Raw genomic sequence first — 19,884 nt, 5'->3', positions numbered from 1 at the left:
GGTGGAGGAGACGACCCGGGGCGCGACCGGCGCTAGCGTGTCTGACGAGGCGACCCGCGCCTCCTCGGCTTCCCGACGGAAGGACGACCGCGTGCGATCCGACGATCCCGATCGGGGCGAGCGCCTCGACGACACCGTGCTGTCCCGGCTCGACGACACGGTGCTCCGACGCACCGACCGTCGAGGGTCCGCGGCGGTCGGTGCCGAGACGCGGGCGCCGGCGCCACGCCGCCTGTCGGGCGTCGTGATCGGGGACAGCGTCTTCCGGCTGGACGGACCCGTGATCGTGGGCCGCCGCCCCACGGCTCCCCGGGTGGTGCGCGGAGCCGCACCCCGGCTGGTGTCCGTCCCGTCTCCGACGCACGAGGTGTCGGGCAGTCACGTGGAGTTCCGGCAGGACGGCGACGTGGTGGTGGTCACCGATCTGCGGTCGACCAACGGCACGATCGTGAGGTCGCCGGCGCGGCTTCCGGTGAGACTTCGGCAAGGCGAGTCGACCGTGGCGGTTCCAGGCACGATAGTTGACCTAGGCGACGGGAACTCCCTCGAGATCGTCGCCCCTCTCAGATCAACCGCTCAGGAAGAACCCCACACGTGACAGAGCTCGGCCGCCCGACGACCGCCCACACCGTGACCGTCGGCGACGACTCGGTCGTCCTCGACTGGGCCGGTGCGACCGACGTGGGGCGCAGGCGGGCCCACAACGAAGACAGTCTTCTCGCGGAGTCGCCGTTCTTCGTCGTCGCGGACGGCATGGGCGGGCACAGCGCCGGCGACGTGGCGAGCGACGCCGTCGTGCGCCGCATGCTCGAGGTGTCCGAGGGCGCGACGGCCTCGACCGACGACGTCGAGGAGGCGCTGCGCCGTGCGACGGCGGACATCGCTGTCGCGGCGGAGGAGACCGAGCTCGGCGTCGGGACGACCGCGACGGGCGCCGTGCTGACGCACGGCGACGAGGGCTTCGAGTTCACCGTCTTCAACGTTGGCGACTCGCGCGTGTACCTCCTGCACGAGGGGCGGCTCCACCAGGTCACCGTCGACCACTCCGTGGTCCAGGAGATGGTGAACGCCGGTCTGCTCAAGGCGGAGGACGCCGAGGGCCACCCCGACAGCAACGTCATCACCCGCGCCGTCGGGTTCGACACCGACCAGGAGCCGGACTACTGGCGGGTGCCCGCCCGACCCGGCCTGCGCCTCCTCGCCTGCTCGGACGGGTTGACGAAGGAGCTGTCCGGTCAGCGCATCGAGGAGATCCTGGTCGACGTGAGCGATTCGCTCGCGGCGGCCGGCGCACTCGTCGATGCCGCCGTCGAGGCCGGTGGGCGCGACAACGTCACAGCGGTGGTCATCGACGTCCGTGCCGCGAGCGAGGCCGTCGGCGCGACCGACGAGTGACCCGGGTCGCGGTCCACCGCGTCGAGGTTCATCGATCCCTCCCCAGAAGTGGGGGAGGGCGCGGCACCCCACGGAGTCGCCGCTCGTGGCGAGAGGCCCGGTGGCGACACCTACAATCGATCGCGCCGACCCGACGTCGGCCCACCTGACCGAACGACCGACCTTCGAGGAGGCCGACGTGGCGCGACGACTGCCGTCCCAGCCCCCTGTGCTGCCCGGTTTCACGCCGGTGCGGGTGCTCGGCTCGGGCGGCTTCGCCGACGTGTTCCTGTACGAGCAGAACATGCCGCGTCGTCAGGTCGCGGTGAAGGTCATGCTCAGCGCGGTCGTCGACGACCGCGTGCGTCAGATGTTCCAGGCCGAGGCCAACCTCATGGCGCAGCTCAGCGCGCATCCGTCGATCCTCACCGTCCATCAGGCGAGCGTGTCCGCCGACGGTCGGCCCTACCTCGTGATGGAGCTCTGCTCCTCCTCACTCAGCGATCGCTACCGAAAAGACCGCATCCCGGTGGCGGACGTCCTCCGCATCGGCGTCAAGATCGGCAGCGCCGTCGAGACCGCGCATCGACAGGGTGTGCTGCATCGCGACCTCAAACCGTCCAACATCCTGACCACCGCCTACGGGCATCCCGTCCTGTCCGACTTCGGCATCGCCGCGTCGCTCGGCGAGAGCGAGCCGAACGACGTCGTCGGCATGTCCATCCCCTGGTCGGCACCCGAGGTCCTCCTGGACGAGACGGGCGGCACCATCGAGTCCGAGGTCTGGTCGCTCGGGGCGACCGTCTACTCGCTCCTGGCCGGACGCAGCCCCTTCGAGATCCTCGGCGGGGAGAAGAACACCGCGTCCGATCTGATCGCGCGGATCGACAAGGCCCGCCTCGCGCCCACCGGTCGGACGGACGTGCCGGCGAGCCTCGAGCGCGTCCTCGCGACGGCGATGTCGAGACGCCCCCAGCAGAGGCCGTCGAGCGTGCTCGAGCTGATCCGGGAGCTGCAGCGGATCGAGAGCGAGATCGGCGTCGCGCAGACCCCGATCGAGGTCGCCGTCGACGACTGGGCGCTCGCCACCGTGGCGGACCTCGAAGACCGGACGCGCCTCCGGGGGGCCGCCCCGGCGGTGTCGGCGAGTCGTCGCCGCCGACGACGGCGCGTGACCGAGGCTCAGGCCCGGGCGGTCCACGGTGGCGACACGGTCGGGGATCGCGCCGTCTCCCGAGGGGTCGCGACGAGGACGGGCCGCGAGGGGCGCAGCAGGACGAGGGGCGCGATGGTGGGGCTGCTGGTGGCCGTCGCGGTCGGCGTCATCGCTCTGGGGGCGGCCGCCACGCTGGTGCTGGTGCGATCCGACCCGGACAGTATCCCGCGGGTGGTCGACGTCGAGGCGGAACGGGACGGCGAGACCGTGACCTTCCGCTGGGACGATCCGGGCCTGCGGGCCGGCGACCTGTACGTCATCGAGACCGACACCGCCGGGAGGGCCGACACCAGCCAGCAGGCGGGCGCGAGCTTCGTCGTCGGCGACGCGGCCGACCGTTCCGAGGTCTGCGTGACGGTGAGCGTCAATCGCGCCGGCCGCACGGGCCAGCCGAGCGCGGAGACGTGCGCGTCGGGGGAGGGCGGATGAGTCGTCTCGGCGCCTGGATGCGATCGCATCGATCGGCGGTGGCCACGGGTGTCAGCGGGCTCGTCATCGTGGGACTCGTTGCGGGCGTGGCCCTCGTCGGGCCGGGGTACGAGCAGCAGCGCCTCGACCTGGACGACGGCACCGTCTGGGTGGCGAACGGCTCGCGGACGGCGATCGGCCGCGCCAACCCCGACGTGGGGGAGCTGAACTCCGCCGTCCGGAGTCAGGGTTCGGATCTCTCGGTCGTGCAGACTCCGACCGCCGTCGTGCTCGTCGACCGTACGAGCGCGACGGCGGGGATCGTGGACCCCGCGACCGCCACGGCGGATGTCAGCGTGCCGCTGCCGCCCGAGAGCCCCGAGGTGCTGCTCGTCGGCGATCGCGCCGTCGTCCTGTCGGGGGGCACGGGCGAGGTCTGGTCGACGCCGGCGGCCGAGCTCGACTCGTTCACGAGCGACGCCGCCGCCGACTTGAGCCTCGGGGGCGACCTGGTGGCCGGCACCTCACCCGAGGGAGGGATCGTCGTGTTCTCGGCCGAGAGCGGGATGGTCTCTCTGGTCGACTCCGGCCAGGGGCTCGACGTGACGTCGACGCAGGCCGTCGAGACGACCGGCGAGGGGCCTTATCAGGTGGCGGCCGCCGGCTCCCACTGGGCGCTGCTCGACACGGTGTCGGGCGAGCTGACCGTCGACGGACGCACGGTGGAGGTGCCGGGCGGCGGAGATGGAGTCTCCGCCCTGCAGACCGGCGGCGCCGCCGACGACGCGTTCGTCGTCGCCACGCCGAGCGGTCTCTCGTCCGTGCCGTTCGCCGCCGACCGCGTCGACGAGCTCGTCTCGGGTCGAGACGGGACGCCGGCACGACCGGTGGTCGTCGACGGATGTCTCCGGGCAGCCTGGTCGGACGGGACGGAGTGGAGCGACTGCTCGTCGTCACGCGGCGGTCTCACCGCACTCGAGGGGGTGCCCGCCGACGCGGGTCTCGTCTACGACGTGAACGGACGCCGGGTCGTCTTGAACGATCCGGTCACCGGTCGCAGCTGGGCGGTGCAGTCGGGCGGCCGACTCATCGACAACTGGGACGACCTGCTCGATCGCGACGAGATGCGACAGGACGACGAGGACGACGTCGGCGACGACACGCTCGAGCTCGACCCCGACCAGAAGGCGCCGGTCGCCGCCGACGACGACTTCGGAGCCCGCGCCGGTCGCGCCACGAGCCTCCCCGTGCTGCTCGACGACTACGACCCGAACGGCGATCCGCTGTCGATCGACACGGTCGAGGGCGTCGACGACGCGGCCGGACGGGTCGACATCGTCGACGACAGGCAGCATCTGCTCCTCACCCTCGACGACGCCGCGAGCGGCGTGCTCGTCTTCGACTACACGATCTCGGACGGGAGGGGCGGACGGGACACGGCGACGGTCACCGTGACGGTCCGGTCGCCCGACGAGAACGGTCCGCCCGAACAGCGTCGATCGTCGGAGGCGGTGGTCGCGTCGTCGGGTCGGGTCACCACGCCGGTGCTGGGCGACTGGGTGGACCCCGACGGCGATGCCTTCTATCTGACGTCCGCCTCGGGCGAGGGCGGTGTCTCGTCCGCACCGGACGGCGACGTCGTCTACCAGGACAGCGGCGCCGGGGCGACGACCACGGACGTCGCGCTCACGGTGTCCGACGGGCGCGCCGAGGCCAACGGCGTGCTGCGCATCACCGTCGCGGCGGCGGGGGACACCCCGCTGACGACCGACTCCTTCTCGGTCCAGGCCTACGCGGGTCGGCAGACGACGATCAGGCCCCTGGCCTACGCCGAGGGAGGCACGGGCCCGGTCTCGCTGAACAGCGTCCCGGCACAGGAGGGCGCGGAGATCGCTCCGAGCTACGACGCGGGGACGCTGCTCTTCACGAGCGACGAGGTCCGGACCCACAACCTGGAGTACACGGTCACCGACGGCGACCAGACCGCGAGCGGGACCATCCGCGTGGAGGTGCTCTCGCCGCCCGACGTCAACAGCGCACCCGTGACGACGCCCAAGACGGTGTTCGTCGAGACGCTCAGCAGCGAGACCGTCGATGCGGCCGGGACCGATCGTGATCCCGCCGGGAACGTCCTCCTCGTGACCTCGGTCTCGCAGGCGCCCGAGTCGACCGGGCTCCGGGTCGAGACGATCGACCAGCGCTACGTCCGGGTGACGCTGACCAGACCCCTCGACGACGGTCCCGTCGAGCTGTCGTACACCGTGACGAACGGGCTCGCCTCCGCGGTGGGGAGCATCACCGTCGTGGAGATCCCCCGCCGCTCGCAGACCCAGCCGCCGGTCGCCACCGACGATCAGGCGACTGTCCGTGCGGGAGACGTCATCGACATCGACGTCCTCGCGAACGACGAGCAGCCGAACGGAGACGAGGTCTCGCTCGGGCACGACCTCCGTCGCCCGGTGCCGGAGGGTGGCGGTCTGCTGTTCGCCTCGGGTGACCGACTGCGCTACCTGGCCCCCGAGACGCCGGGCATCGTGTCGGCCGTCTACACGGCGGTCGGCGAGGACGGCCAGACCGCCGACGCCCAGGTCACCATCACGGTCCGGGAGTCCGATGCGGCGACCAACGCGCCGCCCGTGCCGGAGACCGTCACCGCACGCGTCGTCGCGGGCGAGACGGTCCGCATCACCGTCCCGCTCGACGGCATCGACGCCGACGGAGACAGCGTGCAGCTCGTCGGGATCGGCAGCAACCCCGACAAGGGGGCCGTGTCGATGTCCGGTCCCGATCGTCTCGACTACGAGGCGGGCCCGTACGCGGCGGGCACCGACACGTTCGAGTACTCGGTCGTGGACGGTCTCGGGGCGCGAGCCACCGGCGTGGTGCGCGTCGGAGTGTCGGCCAGGGCGGACGGCTCCCGGGCCCCCGTCGCCGTGGAGGACGACGTCACGATGCGACCGGGCGGTTCGATCACCGTCCGGGTGCTCGACAACGACTCCGACCCCGACGGCGGAGATCTCTCGGTCACGGGCGTCGAGTCGAGTGATGAGACGGTCGATGCCGTGGTGGTCGACGACGAACTCGTCACGGTCACGCCGCCGTCGACGCCCGGCAGCTACGGCGTGGTGTACGAGGTCGAGAACGCGCGCGGGGGGTCGAGCTCGAGCTTCGTCACCGTGACCGTCGATCCCGACGCTCCGCCGAACCCCCCGCTCGCCGACGACACCGTGCTCGACCTGCGCGACATCCGCGGTCGGGTGTCGGTCGACGTCGACGTCCTCGCGAACGTCTTCTCCGCCGACGTCCCGACCTCGCGGCTGGGCCTCGGCGTCGAGACCGGCTACGACGGGACGGCCGAGGTGACGGATGCCAGGCGCCTCCGGATCACGGTGACCGACGCGAGTCAGATCGTCCCGTTCTGGGTGTCGCACCCAGCAGACCCCGATGTCAGATCGCTCGCCTTCGTGCGGGTCCCCGGCTTCGACGACGCCCTGCCTCAGCTCGACCGCTCCGCCCCCTCGCTCTCCGTCGTGAGCGAGAGCACCCTCCGGATCGATCTCGAGGACCACGTCATCGCGGCCGGAGACCGAGGCGTCCGGCTGACCGACGCGGGGTCCGTCCGGGCGACGCACGCGAACGGCGACGACCTCGTGGTCGACGACACGACCCTGAGCTTCACCTCGGCCGATCTGTTCTTCGGGGTCGCCTCCGTCTCCTTCGAGGTCACGGACGGCCGCGCGGCCGACGACCCCGAGGGTCGGACAGCGACCCTCGTGCTGCCCATCACGGTGACGCCGCGCGAGAACCAGCCGCCGGTGTTCACCGGGACGTCCCTCGACCTCGAACCGGGGGAGTCGCGTTCGATCGACCTCTCGAGGGTGACGACGTACCCGTACCCCGACGACGTCGGCGAGCTCCGGTACGAGCTGGGACGGGCGTCCGGGCCGGGGTTCTCCTTCGAGCTCACGGGACGCGAGCTGACGGTCACCGCCGCCGCGTCGACGGTCGAGGGCACCACGCGCACCCTGCCCGTATCGGTCTCCGACTCCGCGGCCGTCGGACGAGGAGGCGCGGTGCGGCTGTCCGTCGTCGGCTCGACCCGGCCGCTGGTCGCCCCGGCCGCCGACTCGGTCGTGGTGGCTCGTGGCGGGGCCGCCACGGTCGACGTGCTCGCGAACGACGAGAGCCGGAACCCCTTCCCTGGGCAGCCCCTGCGCGTCGGCGGGATCCGCGGTCTGGGCGGCGCCTCGCTGCCGGCCGGCGTCGCCGTGACGCCGAGCGACGACGGGCGGACGTTGGCGGTGCGCGTCGCCGCGACGGCCTCGCCGATCGACGCCAACATCCAGTACCAGGTGGTGGACGCGACCGGTGATCCCTCGCGTGCCGTCTGGGGCAATGTCACGGTCTCCGTCCAGGACGTCCCCGACACCCCGGTGGCACCCGTCCGTGTCGGGGACTCCTCGGGCGGCCGGCTGACGCTCTCGTACGCTGCGCCGGCGTCGAACAACTCCCCTCTGACCGGCTTCCGTCTCACGGGCGTCGGATCGGCCGGCTCGGTCTACACGAGGGACTGCGGCGTGTCGACGGTCTGCACCCTCACCGACCTCGATCCCGAGCAGACCTTCCGGTTCTCCGTCGTCGCCGCCAACGCCGTGGGCGCCTCGGAGCTCAGCGCCTCGAGCGACCCGTACCGTGCCGACTTCGTACCCGCGGCTCCCGGTGACGTGCAGGTGTCGCCGTCGACGACGGCGCCCGGGGTCCTCGACGTCCGATGGGCCGCCGTGCCGCGACCGGCCGGAGGGACCGCCGTGACGGGCTACACGGTCGAGATCACGGGCGACGGGGCGCCGGGCCCGCAGTCGACGACCTCGACGTCGGCGTCCATCCCCGGCCTCGTGCCGGGAGCCCGCTACGACGTACGGGTCTTCGCGACCAACAGGGCGCAGGTCGCCGACGCGTCCGACTGGTCGCGGAGCAGCGCGGTGCGGGCCGCCGCCGTCGGCGTCCCCGGCGCCTTCGCCGTCCGGGCCGGCGCCACGACGAACCAGGTGTCGATCTCCTGGACCGTGCCGGGCGCGGCCGGAGGGTCGGCTCCCCGCTTCGACGTCTACCGGTCGACGTCCGCGACGACGGTCACCGGGTGCTCGGCGACCGGCACCCGAGTGGCGCAGGGCCTCTCGTCGACCACCTACAGCGAGTCGCCCGACCGGGACGCGACCTACGTCTACACGGTCGTCGCGTCGAACGGGATCTTCTGCTCGAGCGCCGGCGCGACTGCGGAGAGCGTGACGCCGCCGGGTCGTGCCGAGGGATCGGTGGCCGTCGAGTACCGCGGCCCGGGGGGTCTGTTCAAGGCGCGCGTCCAGGGGCTGTCCGCACCGGGAGCCGTCGACTCCTACCGGTACCGGCTCGGTTCCGGCGAGTGGCGTCCCGTGCCCGCCGACGGCTTCATCACCGACGACAACGGGAACGGCGTGCCCCTCAGCGTCACCCTGCAGGCCTGCCGCACGGGTCAGACCCGCGACGAGTGCGGTCCCGCCTCGGCCGCGACGAGCGCGACCCCGGTCGACACGAGGGCCGTCGTGTCCTCCTGCACGGTCGGCGCGCCCCTGGGAGCGTCGGAGCCCCGCAACGTCGGCACGCCCGTGACGTCCGTCGTCGTGACGTTCGCCGGGCCGGGCTTCCCCGGGGGAGTCTCGAGCGACCCCGAGGGGATCGCCTACGGTTACAGCAGCGTGGTCCCGGACGGCGCGACCTCCGTGTCGGTCAAGGCGACCGTCGACGGTCACACCGACCCCGAGTCGGCGACCGCGCTCTGCGATCCCGCGCCCGGGCCCGCGTCGACCGACCCGACCGACCCCACCCCCTGACGAGAGAGCGAACGATCGCATGAGCATGACCCCCGAGCAGGCCGCCTGGTTCTCCGACGTCTTCGGTCGCCTGGTGGCCGGCGTCGACCAGGTGCTGCTCGGCAAGTCGTTCGTGGTCAGGCTGTCGTTCACGGCGATGCTGAGCGAGGGGCACCTCCTCCTCGAGGACTTCCCCGGAACGGGCAAGACGTCCCTCGCCCGCGCGATCGCGCAGAGCGTGCAGGGCACGAGCAGCCGGGTCCAGTTCACGCCCGATCTGCTGCCGGGTGACATCACCGGGGTCAGCGTCTACGACCAGGGGCGCAGGGAGTTCGAGTTCCATCGGGGTCCGATCTTCGCGAACGTGGTGCTGGCCGACGAGATCAACCGGGCGAGCCCGAAGACGCAGGCGGCCCTGCTCGAGGTCATGGAGGAGGGGCGGGTCACCGTCGACGGCGTCAGTCACGACGTCGGGCGCCCCTTCATGGTCATCGCGACGCAGAACCCCATCGAGCAGGCGGGAACGTACCGGCTCCCCGAAGCGCAGCTGGACCGCTTCGTCATGAAGACCTCCATCGGGTACCCGGATCACGCGGCGACGGTGCGGATCCTCGCGGGATCGGCGACCCGGGTCCACGAGGGGTCGATCCCACCCGTCGTCCGGGCCGACGTCGTCACCGAGATGGCGCTCCTGGCCCGCACCGTGCATGTCGAGCCGAGCATCAACGACTACGTCGCCCGGCTGGTCGAGGCGACCCGGGCGGCCGACGAGGTCCGGCTCGGGGTCAGCGTCCGCGGCGCACTCGCCCTGGTGCGCTGCGCCAAGACCTACGCGGCGTCCCAGGGGCGCCACTACGTCGTGCCGGACGACGTCAAGGCCCTCGCCGAACCCGTCCTCGCGCACCGCATCGTCCTCGACCCCGAGGCCGAGTTCGACGGCGTCACCCCGTCGAGCGTGATCGGCCAGCTGCTCCTCGAGACGCCCCCGCCGGCCGAGCGGAACACCGTGTGAGCGCCACCCCGACCCGAACGAGCCGTCGCGGGCGAGGCGACGCGGGCGTCGACCATCGACTCCCCGGGGCGACCGCCGGCGTCACCGAGGCACGCACGCGCATCGTGGGCGGACGCGTCGGTCCCGGCGCCGGTGCCGTGCGCGCGGCGGCCGAGGCGGCCCAGGCCGTCCGCCGCGCCCTGTCGGGGGCCGGACGCGCCGTGTCGACGCTCGTGACCCCGCTCGGCTGGTCCGTGCTCTGCGTCGTCCCGCTCGGTCTCGTCGCCGGCTACGCCCTCGGGTGGACCGAACTGCTCGCCATCGCCGTGGCCGCCCTCGTCATGCTCGTCCTCGCGGCCCTCTCGCTCCTCGGCCGCACCGCCTTCGAGGTCGCGGTCGTGCTCCCCGACGACCGTGTGTCCGTGGGCCAGCCGCTGACGGGCGAGCTGCGGGTGGCGAACCCCACGCGGCGTCGCGTCGTCGGAGCGACCGTCGAGATCCCGGTGGCCGACGGACTCGTCGAGCTGCACCTCCCCGGGCTCCGCGCCGGCGGGTCCGTCCACGAGCCGTTCAGCGTCCCGACGTCGCGCCGCGGTCTCGTCCGGGTCGGTCCGGCGCGCACGGTGCGGGGCGACGCCGTCGGGCTCGTGCGTCGCGAGATCGAGTGGACCGACGCCGCCGAGGTCTTCGTGCACCCGACCACCGTCGGCATCCCGAGCACCAGCACGGGGTTCGTCCGCGACCTCGAGGGCAGCCCCACCCGCGATCTCGCGCCCGACGACCTCTCGTTCCACGCGATCCGCGAGTACCAGCCCGGCGACGAGCGTCGTCACATCCACTGGCGGTCGACGGCGAAGACCGGCACGTTCATGGTCCGCCAGTTCGAGCAGAGCCGCCGGTCGCACCTCGTCATCGCCTTGAGCCTCGCCCTCGACGACTTCGCCGACCCCGAGGAGTTCGAGCTCGCGGTCAGCGCCGCGGGGTCCCTCGGCGTCCGGGCCATCCGCGACGCGCGCGACGTCAGCGTCGTCGTCGGCGAGCGCACCCCCGACTCCGCCCGACGACGCGCCCTCGCCGTGCGGACGCTCGACACGGTCACCCGGGGCCGGCTGCTCGACGGTCTCGCCGTCGTCGAGGCGTCCGAGTCGGCTCCGACGATCGCCGACGTCGCCCGGGCGGCGGGCGGTCAGGCGACCGGCGTCTCGGTCGCCTTCCTGGTCGTGGGGTCGACGACGACGCTCGCCGCACTGCGGTCCGCCGCCGTGCGGTTCCCGCTGGGCGTCGAGGTCGTCGCGATCGTCTGCGATGCGGAGGCGGTCCCGGGGGTGCGGCGGCTGACGGATCTCACGGTGCTGACGATCGGCTACCTCGACGACCTGCGGCAGTCCCTGGCCAGGGCGGCGGCCTCGTGAGCGTCGACCCGGCGGGCCGCGGACCGGCAGCCGGACGACGGGCGGGAGCAGCGCCACGACGGCCCCGCGCCTCCTTCGTCGCCGCCGTCGCCGGGCTCCACGCCCTGTCGATGCTCGTCGCGACGTCCACTCTGTGGCCGGTGTACCAGAGCTCCGCATTCGTCGTGCTCGTCGTGGTGACCATCGCGGTCGGAACAGCCGTCGCGGTCGGCGGGGCCGTGCTGCGCGCGTCCAGCCTCCTCGTCCTGATCGCGACGGTCGTCGTCTTCCTGCTGCTCGGCGTGCCGCTGGCCGTGCCGTCCCAGACGGTCCGGGGCGTCGTCCCCACGGTGGCCGGTCTCGTCGACCTCGTCGGCGGCACGGCGCTGGGGTGGAAGCGGCTCGTGACGATCGGACTGCCGGTCGGCAGCTACGAGGCCCTCCTCGTCCCCGCCTTCGTGCTCGTCCTGCTCGCGACCGTGATCGGGCTGAGCGTCGCCCTCCGGTCGCGGCGGGGCGAGCTCGCCGTCGTCGCCCCGATCGTCGTCTATCTGGTCGGCATCGTGCTCGGACCGAGAGACGCCTGGCTTCCCCTCGGCACCGGGCTCGCCCTCCTGGCCTCGTGCGTGGGGTGGTCCCTCTGGTGGCGCCTCCACAGACGTCGGGTCGCTCTGGCAGCGCTCGCAGGAGGCGCGGAGGCGGTCCGCGCGTCGGGTCACCGGACCGTCGCCGTGCGCGCCGTCGCCGGCTCGATCGTCACGCTGCTCGTCGCCGGCGTGGTCGCCTCGGCGGTCGTCGTCGCCGCGCCGCCCTCGTCGCCCCGGACGGTCGCCCGGACGGTCGTCGACCCGCCCTTCGATCCGCGGAGTCTCGTCAGCCCCCTGACCCGTCTGCGGGTCTACGAGCAGCAGCCCGCCGTCGACCAGACCCTCCTGACCGTCCGCGGCCTCGGTGCCGGGCAGCTGCTCCGTCTCGCGACGCTCGACACCTACGACGGCGTCGCGTACACGGTCGGCAGCTCCGAGGTGTCGAGCGAGTCCGGATCGTTCGATCGGATCCCCTCGACGGTCGACCAGTCGGGTGTCGAAGGCCGGCGGGTCGAGCTCTCCGTCGAGGTCGGCTCGTACCGGGGGGTCTGGCTGCCGACGGTCGGTCGTCTCGAATCGATCGAGTTCGGCGGCGACGACGCCGCGACGCGGCCGACCGGACTCTTCTACAACGACGTCAGCGGGGCGGCCGTCGTCGACGGCGGACTCGACGCCGGAGACACCTACCGTCTCGACGCGGTGCTGCCGACGGGGCCGGACGTCGACCGGCTGGCCGACCTGACGCCCGGCTCGGCGAGCGTGCCGGAGCCCGTCGCCGTCCCGGACGAGCTGACCGACGCGCTCGCCGCCGACGTCCGAGGCGTCGACGGCCCGGGTGCCCGGCTCCAGGCCGCTCTGTCGGCACTCCGTGACGACGGATACATCTCGCACGGCGTCTCCGACGACGAGCCGCCGAGCCGTTCGGGTCACGGCTCCGAGCGTCTGGCGCAGCTCTTCACCGACCCGGTCATGATCGGCGACGCCGAGCAGTACTCGGCCGCGGCCGCTCTGATGGCCGGCGAGCTGGGGTTCCCCGCGCGCGTCGTGATGGGATTCGCGCCCGACGTCGGTGAGGCGACCGACGGCTCGGTGTCCGTGACAGGAGCCGATGTCACCGCGTGGATCGAGGTCGACACGCGGGAACACGGCTGGGTCGCGCTCGATCCCGTCCCCCTCGATCGCCCGATCCCCGACGAGCGGGTCCTCGATCCGAACCGACTGCAGCGCCCGGAGTCGGTGGTGCAGCCGCCCCTCCGGGAACCGCAGCTGCGCGACGAGCAGGCCCCACCGCAATCCGACCAGGAGACGCCGGAGGCGCCACCGGCCTGGCTGGCTATCGTCCGGCTGGTCGTCCCCATCGTCGGCGTCGTCGCTCTCGTCCTGGGACTGCTCGCCTCGCCGTTCCTCGCGATCGTCGCGGCCAAAGCACGTCGGCGTCGTCTTCGTCGTCGGCATCCGGACCCCGCGGTCCGGATCGCCGGCGGGTGGCGTGAGTTCCACGACGCCGCTCTCGATCACGGAGTCGAGATCCCCGCCTCGGCCACCCGGAGCGAGGCGGCTGAGATCGTCGGGGGCTCGCGTCCGACCGTGCTCGCACGGGTCGCCGATCGTGCGACCTTCGCTCCGGCCGAACCGGCGGCGGAGGACGCCGATCGCGTCTGGGTCGCCGTCTTCGAGATGAGGAGGGCCTTCGACGCCCGGGCGACGAGATGGCGGCGGGTGGTGGCAGCGGTCTCGTCTCGTTCACTCCGCGGATACCATGGCCGGAAACGTCCCGAACGCTAGCTAGAGGTCTCTTCCGCATGCAGTGCCCCACCTGTGCCAGTCCGTTGCCCGTCGGCGCGATGATCTGCGGCGAGTGCGGCCGTACGCTCTCCGGTGTCGACACCTCGGGTCCCGCCGGGCCTCCTGTCGCCGACCCGGCGGACTCCCGCCCTCCTGCCTGGCGGCTGCAGTCGCCTGCGCGTCCGGCCGCTACGGATCGTCCCTGGTGGGTCCACGACACGACGGCGGATGCCCTCGACGAGGCCCAGTCGGTCTCCGACGACCTCGCTCCCTCGACGTCGGACCCGGTGCCGGCCTGGCGTGACGGCTCTCCGGAGGCTTCCGCCGACCGTGAGGCGGAGCAAGCGGCGGCGAGTGCCGCAGCGGCCGCGGAGGACGCCGCCGCCGCGAGAGCGTCGGAGGAGTCGCGACAGGCAGGCGGTCCGAGCGCCGTCGGCGGCGGTGCCGCTCCGGTGACGCCCCGGCCGGCGCCTCTTCGCGAGCCGTCGCCTCGTGGCGACGACGCCTCACGTCCGCCGACGGCCCCGCTCTGGACGGCGTCGTTGACCCCGGTGTCCTCTCAGACGGATGTCCCGGTCGTCGACGGAGGTGGTACCGGTGGTGCCGTGGCCTCGTCGCCCGAGGAGTCGTCCGACGCGGACTCCACCACGAGCGACCCCGCGGACGCACCGGAGATCGAAGCGACGGGGATCGGGGGAGCGGCGCCGGAGTCCGCCCCCGTGTCCGCCGATGCCGGCAGGAGCGGAACGACCGGCGACGTCGCGGACGTCGCGTCCGACGACGCCCCGTCCGAAGCCCGTCCGACCGGCATGACCGCCGCTGATGCCGCGGACGACACCCCGGCCGCCGCCGACCCGGCTGACGACCGGTCCGTCGACGCCGGCTCGCCCGTCGCGAGCGCCCCCGGCCTCGGTTCCATCGGTGCGCATTCCGCCGACGCCCGCCCGGTGACGGACGACGTCGTCCCCGGGCCGGGGGACACCGTCCGTGTCGAGCCGATCGCCGATTCCACCCTCAGCCCGCGGGACTCCGGCGCCGCACCCGTGCCCCTCGTCGAGCCGGGCACCGCTTCCGCTGCGGAGCGCTGCACGGAATGCGGCGCCGAGATCCACGAGGACGACATCTTCTGCGGCGTCTGCGGCGCCGTGGTGGCCTCCGTCGCGTTGTCGTTCACGGGGCCGATCGTCCCGCTCTCGCGACGGAGTCCGCTCGACGGCGACGATCGCCCCGCCGAGGTCGTCGTCGCCCCTGACATGCGGTCCGCCCTGGTCGACGGCCCGTCCCGGGCCGACCAGCCGGAGCAGCGGTCGGAGCCGCAGCAGCGGTTCGAGCCGGAGCAGCAGCAGTCCGAGCCGGAGACGGACCACGCGCGTCCGTCCACGCAGCATCTGCCGCCGGTACCCGAACCCGCCTGGGGTCCCCGACGGCCCGCCGCGCCGACAGCGGCCGACGACGAGGACGTCGACGAGACCCGCCTGGTCCGTCGCGGACCGACCGGATCGCCCTTCGTGCTGCAGTTCAGCACCGGCGAGAGCTTCACCGTCGACGGTTCGGGGCTCGTCGGGCGGGCTCCCACCCCGCAGCCCGGGGAGTCCTTCGATCAGCTCGTGCGCATCGTCGATCCGGGCCGGTCGGTCTCGAAGACGCACCTCGAATTCGGTCAGGACGACGGGCACCTCTGGCTCAGCGACCGCTGGTCGGGCAACGGCACCATCGTCCGTCCGCACGGCGAACCCGCCCGCAGGCTGGAGCCCGGCACCCGGGTGCGGGTGAGCCGGGGGAGTCGCGTCGACATCGGCGAGCAGTTCTTCGTCGTCGGCTGACCCCTCCCCGGCGCCGACCCCTCCCCGGCGGCGCCGACCCCGCGGTTCTCCACAAGCGCTCTCCGACAGCGCCCGCGGAGGCGGGGCCGCGTGGTCTCGTGAGGTGTGAGCCTCGCCGAACCCCTGCCTCCTCGACGGACGATCGTGCTTCCCGCCGTGCCACCGCGGCCCCGGGCCAGGCGTCCGCCGGTGCACGCGGCGGGCGTCGCGATCGTCGCCTCGATCGTCGTCGGCGTGAGCGGCTCGGTGCCGGTGACCGCGGTCTCCGCATCGGCCGTCGCCGTCGTCGCAGCGGTCGTCGGCGTCTGGTCGGTCGTCGAACTCGTCGGCGCCCCGGCTCGGATCCGACACGGGCGGCGCCGCTTCGAGGAGGCGATCGCCTCCGTCGAGCGGACGATCCGCGAGCTGCACAGGCTCGAGCTGGCCGAACTGCATCAGAGGTTCCCCGGCAGCGCCGCCGTGGCTCGGGCCGGTCGTGACGTGATCGACGCGACCTCCGGTGCCGGGGCGACCCGCGCCTCCGGGGCGACGCCGTACCTCGTCCTGGGCCGGGGCGCCGTCGAGAGCTCCCTGCGGACGACGACGCCGCCCGAACCGCGAGTCCCGGTTCGACGCGTCGGGTCAGCCGACGATCCGGCGGCTCTGGCCGACATCCGACGACTCGTCGACGAGGCGGCCACGCTCGCCGACGGTCCGCTCTGCGTCGAGGCGCGCGGCTCCGTCGGGATCGTCGGGCCGATCGTCCTGGCGCGGGCGGCGGCCCAGGGGTATCTCCTGCAGGCCCGCCGACTGGGCGCGGCCTCGCTCGAGGTGCGTCATGGTCGGACGAGCGCCGACGTCGGACGGGTCGACGTGCTCGTCGTGATCGGGGCCGATGCCAGGGCGCAGGTCGTCAGGCGCGACGGCCGACCCTGCCGGGTGGCGGTCGATCTCGACCTCGTATCGATCCGCGACCCCGTCGACGGGTGGCGGGGAGCGGGCTCGTGCTGACCCTCAGGCCCGTCCGCCGACGAGTGCGTCCGAGAGGCGGATGCGACCGACGTCGCGGCCGGCGCCGAGCACGCGCTCGCTCGTCGCCTCCACGACGGATCCGGCGGCGTCCGCATCGACGGCGCCCTGGCCGACGAGCAGATGCAGGGCCACCATCGTCGCGGCCCGCAGATTGCCGTCGAGGATCTTCACGGCCGTGCCGATGCCGTCGAGGGTGCCCATCACCAGGACGCCCTCCGCTCCGAGCTTAGCGAAGAGCCCGAGCTCGTCGATGGCCACGGTGTTCGCCCGGCCCGGTCCGTCGAGGGCCCAGGCATCGGCGAGCACGGCCTCGACCAGGAGGCGCGCGTCGGGATCCGCGTCGGAGGGCGTCGACCCGGTGCCGGTCGCGACCCCCGCCGAGCCGGCCACGACCGCCACGGCACGCGCGAGCCCGGCGATCGTGGTCGCGAACACGGGTGCGCCGCAGCCGTCGACGCCGGCGTGGTCGACGACCTCGCCGGTGAACTCCGAGACGGTCTCGCGTGTCGCGCGCTGCAGCGGGTGGTCCAGATCGGTGTAGGTGGTCGGGTCCCAGCCGTTCTCGGCGCAGGCCAGCAGGAACGCCGCGTGCTTGCCCGAGCAGTTCATGGCCATCCGCCGTGCCCCGTCGGCACGGCGTGCGCTCGCGCGGTCGCCCGGCCAGTCGGGCGGGCAGAGCAGGTCGTCCTCCGAGCTGCCCGAGCGTGCGAGCAGCTCGGCGACCACGGCGAGGTGCTCGGCCGTGCCCGCGTGGCTCGCGGTGGAGAGGACGGCCTGGGGGCCGGCGAGGGCCACGCCGGACCGCATGACGGTCAGGGCCTGCAGCGGCTTGAGGCACGAACGCGGGTAGATCGACGCACCGACGTCGCCGACCTCCCTCAGCACCGATCCCGCGGCGTCGACCACGATGCCCGCCCCGAGGTGACGACTCTCGTCGAGACCCGATCGCGTCAGGACGGCCAGCTCGACGCTGCCGTCGACCGTGAGGGGTCTGCGGGTGGACGACGATGGGGCGAGGAGGCGCGGGTCGGTCATGATGGGGAGTGTACCGAGACCGTCGGCACCGACCGAGGAGGACCCATGCTCGACCACGACTACGCCGTCGACCTGCGCTGGACGGGAGCCCGGGACGTCGGGACGGTCTCGTACCGGTCGTACGGGCGCGACAACACCCTGAGCGCCGACGGCAAGCTGCACGACATCGCCGCGTCCGCCGACCGGACGTTCCACGGCGACGCCGACCGCTGGAACCCCGAGGAGATGCTGCTCGGCGCGCTCGCGCAGTGCCACCTGCTCAGCTACCTCCACGTCGCCGCCACCGACGGGGTCGTCGTCGTGGCCTACGAGGACGCCGCCGTCGGTCGCATGACCCAGACCGCCGACGGCGGGGGCCGCTTCACCTCGGTCACGCTCCGCCCCGTGGTCACGGTCGCCGAGGCGGGAATGGCCGACCGCGCCCTGGCCCTGCACGCCGACGCCGCTCGCAAGTGCTTCATCGCTTCGTCCGTCGCGTTCCCGGTCGACCACGAGCCGCGCATCGTCGTCGCCTCGCAGCCCTAGCCGCGCACCCCTGGCCGCGCGGCTCCAGCCGCGCAGTCGCGCAGTCGCGCAGCCGCGCACCCGCGCAGCCGCGCACCCGCACAACCGCCCACAGCCGCGAACGGCTCCCAGGCGCCCCGTCGGGAGCGTGCGGCACAATGGTCGTCGTCGCGGCGCCGTCACCGGCACCGTCCGATCCCCGCCCACAGACCGAGAGATCCCCATGCGCCGTCCCCTCGCCCTCCTCGCCGTTCCCGCCCTCGTGTTCGCGCTCGCCGCCTGCGGCGGCACCGACGCCGGTGAGGAGTCCAGCGCCGGCGGCGCGGCGACGCCCAGCGCGTCGGCCACCTCCGAGGCCCCGCTGCGCGCCACGGGCGAGCCGCAGGACCCGACGCCCGGGTTCCCGACGGTCGAGCTCGCCGACGACGGCGCGCCCACCGTGACCGTCCCCGAGACCGACCCGCCGACCGACCTGCAGGTCGAGGTGCTGAAGAAGGGCGACGGCCCCGTCGTCGAGGACGGCGCCACGGTCACCGTCCAGTACGAGGGCGTCGTCTGGCAGACCGGCGAGACCTTCGACTCGAGCTGGCAGCGCGGCGAGCCCGCCACGTTCGGCACGGGTCAGGTCATCACCGGCTTCGCCGAGGGCATGGTCGGTCAGACCGTCGGCTCGCAGACCATCGTCTCGATCCCGCCGGCCGACGGCTACGGCGACAACGTGCCCCAGGGTGCCGCCTTCACGGCCACCGACACCCTGGTGTTCGTGATCGACATCCTCGCCGTCTCCTGACCCGGCGCGACCCCGTCCCCGGCTACCGCTCGTGACCGACCCCGCCCGCGCCTCCTCGGCCCACCCGTCCGCTCCGCGGAGGTCGAGACGCGCGGCGGCCTGGGCGGTGCCCGTCGTCGCCCTGCTGCTGGCGGGCTGCACGACCGATGCCGAGCCCGCGCCGACCGACCAGCCCTCGGCGTCGGCGGCCCCCACCACCTGCCTCGAGTCCGGCCCCGAGTCCGACTCGATCGAGGTCGGCGGCGTCTTCGGCGAGAAGCCGACCGTCGAGCTGCCGTCGCCGGTGACGGCCGAACGCAGTCAGCAGACCGTCGTCGTGCCCGGCGACGGGCCGACCACCGAGGTCGGCGACGTGGTGCGGGTGGCCATCACGGTCTTCGATGCGCAGTCGGGCGCCGAGCTGAGCACGGCGGGTTACACGGGCGGGTCGGGCGAGCAGCTCACGATCAGCGGCGACTTCTACGTGCCCGGCATCGAGGGGGCCCTCTCGTGCGCGCAGGCCGGCTCCCGCACGGTCACCGTCGCGTCGGCGGCCGACATGCAGCCCGGCTCGCCGGGCACGGACGCACCGAACCCCGCGGCGATCATCGTCGTCGACACGTTCTCGATCGTCCCGACCCGTGCGACGGGTGAGGCGCGGCCTGCCGAGCAGGGCTTCCCCGACGTCGCCCTGGCCGACGACGGTCGCCCCACGGTGACGATCCCCGACGCCGACCCGCCGATCGACCTCCGCATCGAGGTGCTGAAGAAGGGCGACGGAGAGGTCGTCCCCGATCCGGCGAACGTCACCGTGCAGTACCAGGGCGTCAACTGGCGGACGGGCGAGGTCTTCGACGAGAGCTGGGGCCGCGGCACCGTCGCGACGTTCTCGACCGACCAGGTGGTGACGGGCTTCGCCGAGGCGATGATCGGCCAGACCGTAGGGTCGCAGGTCGTCGTCATCGTGCCGCCCGCCGACGGCTACGGCGAGGAGGGCGAACCGGGCTCCGGCATCGAGCCGACCGACACCCTCGTGTTCGTCATCGACATCCTCGCCGTCGCCTGAGCACCAGCCCGATCGGCCGGCACCCCCGACCCGCAGCACCCCCGACGCCCCGACGCCCCGACCCGCCGAGCCCGG

13 protein-coding genes are annotated in these 19,884 nt (G+C 73.3%); 12 read left to right on the top strand and 1 reads right to left on the bottom strand.

Translation table 11 applies throughout. The features are described from left to right. Positions 1–91 precede the first annotated feature (91 nt). The 9 genes from IFT51_RS14885 (at position 92) to IFT51_RS00585 (ending at position 16,414) form a co-directional block, all read left to right on the top strand. Positions 92–598, top strand: coding sequence for an FHA domain-containing protein (locus tag IFT51_RS14885; protein ID WP_371740631.1), 507 nt, complete (start codon positions 92–94; stop codon positions 596–598). Continuing rightward, on the top strand, positions 595–1,395 hold the full coding sequence (locus tag IFT51_RS00620) for a protein phosphatase 2C domain-containing protein (RefSeq protein ID WP_192058099.1): 801 nt from the start codon (positions 595–597) through the stop codon (positions 1,393–1,395). The genes IFT51_RS14885 and IFT51_RS00620 overlap by 4 nt, the downstream gene beginning before the upstream one ends. Positions 1,396–1,495: 100 nt before the next feature. Then, entirely contained in the window at positions 1,496–3,019 is a 1,524-nt protein-coding gene (locus IFT51_RS00615; protein WP_320479953.1) for a serine/threonine-protein kinase, read from the top strand. Then, complete coding sequence (locus IFT51_RS00610; protein ID WP_192058095.1) at positions 3,016–8,868, top strand: Ig-like domain-containing protein; 5,853 nt, start codon at positions 3,016–3,018, stop codon at positions 8,866–8,868. Before IFT51_RS00615 ends, IFT51_RS00610 begins: the two co-directional genes overlap by 4 nt. Before the next feature lie 19 nt (positions 8,869–8,887). After that, a complete protein-coding gene (locus IFT51_RS00605) occupies positions 8,888–9,859 on the top strand; it encodes a MoxR family ATPase (protein WP_192058093.1) in 972 nt (323 codons plus the stop codon). Beyond that, entirely contained in the window at positions 9,856–11,250 is a 1,395-nt protein-coding gene (locus tag IFT51_RS00600) for a DUF58 domain-containing protein (RefSeq protein ID WP_192058091.1), read from the top strand. Before IFT51_RS00605 ends, IFT51_RS00600 begins: the two co-directional genes overlap by 4 nt. Further along, entirely contained in the window at positions 11,247–13,601 is a 2,355-nt protein-coding gene (locus IFT51_RS00595; protein ID WP_192058089.1) for a transglutaminase domain-containing protein, read from the top strand. Before IFT51_RS00600 ends, IFT51_RS00595 begins: the two co-directional genes overlap by 4 nt. 605 nt (positions 13,602–14,206) lie before the next feature. Next, entirely contained in the window at positions 14,207–15,424 is a 1,218-nt protein-coding gene (locus tag IFT51_RS15455; RefSeq protein WP_371740630.1) for an FHA domain-containing protein, read from the top strand. Positions 15,425–15,613: 189 nt separating this feature from the next. After that, on the top strand, positions 15,614–16,414 hold the full coding sequence (locus tag IFT51_RS00585) for a hypothetical protein (protein WP_206758082.1): 801 nt from the start codon (positions 15,614–15,616) through the stop codon (positions 16,412–16,414). A 3-nt stretch (positions 16,415–16,417) separates the two neighbouring features. Here IFT51_RS00585 and IFT51_RS00580 read toward each other — a convergent pair whose 3' ends face one another. Further along, entirely contained in the window at positions 16,418–17,470 is a 1,053-nt protein-coding gene (locus IFT51_RS00580; protein ID WP_192058084.1) for an asparaginase, read from the bottom strand. Positions 17,471–17,515: 45 nt separating this feature from the next. Here IFT51_RS00580 and IFT51_RS00575 point away from each other — a divergent pair, with 45 nt between their 5' ends. The 3 genes from IFT51_RS00575 (at position 17,516) to IFT51_RS15450 (ending at position 19,809) form a co-directional block, all read left to right on the top strand. Beyond that, positions 17,516–17,995, top strand: a complete 480-nt coding sequence (locus IFT51_RS00575; RefSeq protein WP_192058082.1) for an OsmC family protein — start codon at positions 17,516–17,518, stop codon at positions 17,993–17,995. A gap of 202 nt (positions 17,996–18,197) precedes the next feature. Then, on the top strand, positions 18,198–18,764 hold the full coding sequence (locus IFT51_RS00570) for an FKBP-type peptidyl-prolyl cis-trans isomerase (protein ID WP_192058080.1): 567 nt from the start codon (positions 18,198–18,200) through the stop codon (positions 18,762–18,764). 31 nt (positions 18,765–18,795) lie between these two features. Continuing rightward, positions 18,796–19,809 (top strand): FKBP-type peptidyl-prolyl cis-trans isomerase, encoded by a 1,014-nt coding sequence (locus IFT51_RS15450; RefSeq protein WP_192058078.1) that lies wholly within the window; start codon positions 18,796–18,798, stop codon positions 19,807–19,809. The last annotated feature ends 75 nt before the right edge of the window (positions 19,810–19,884 follow it).

Source organism: Frigoribacterium sp. CFBP 13712 (assembly GCF_014842255.1).
Lineage (GTDB): Bacteria > Actinomycetota > Actinomycetes > Actinomycetales > Microbacteriaceae > Frigoribacterium.
The sequence above is the reverse complement of the archived record's forward strand: the minus strand, read 5'-3'. Positions and strand labels throughout refer to the sequence as shown.

Bases quoted from the DNA above. Each gene is read 5' to 3' on its own strand.
- IFT51_RS00610 (WP_192058095.1), top strand. From the start codon at position 3,016: ATGAGTCGTCTCGGCGCCTGGATGCGATCGCATCGATCGGCGGTGGCC.
- IFT51_RS00605 (WP_192058093.1), top strand. From the start codon at position 8,888: ATGAGCATGACCCCCGAGCAGGCCGCCTGGTTCTCCGACGTCTTCGGT.
- IFT51_RS00580 (WP_192058084.1), bottom strand. From the start codon at position 17,470: ATGACCGACCCGCGCCTCCTCGCCCCATCGTCGTCCACCCGCAGACCC.
- IFT51_RS00575 (WP_192058082.1), top strand. From the start codon at position 17,516: ATGCTCGACCACGACTACGCCGTCGACCTGCGCTGGACGGGAGCCCGG.
- IFT51_RS00570 (WP_192058080.1), top strand. From the start codon at position 18,198: ATGCGCCGTCCCCTCGCCCTCCTCGCCGTTCCCGCCCTCGTGTTCGCG.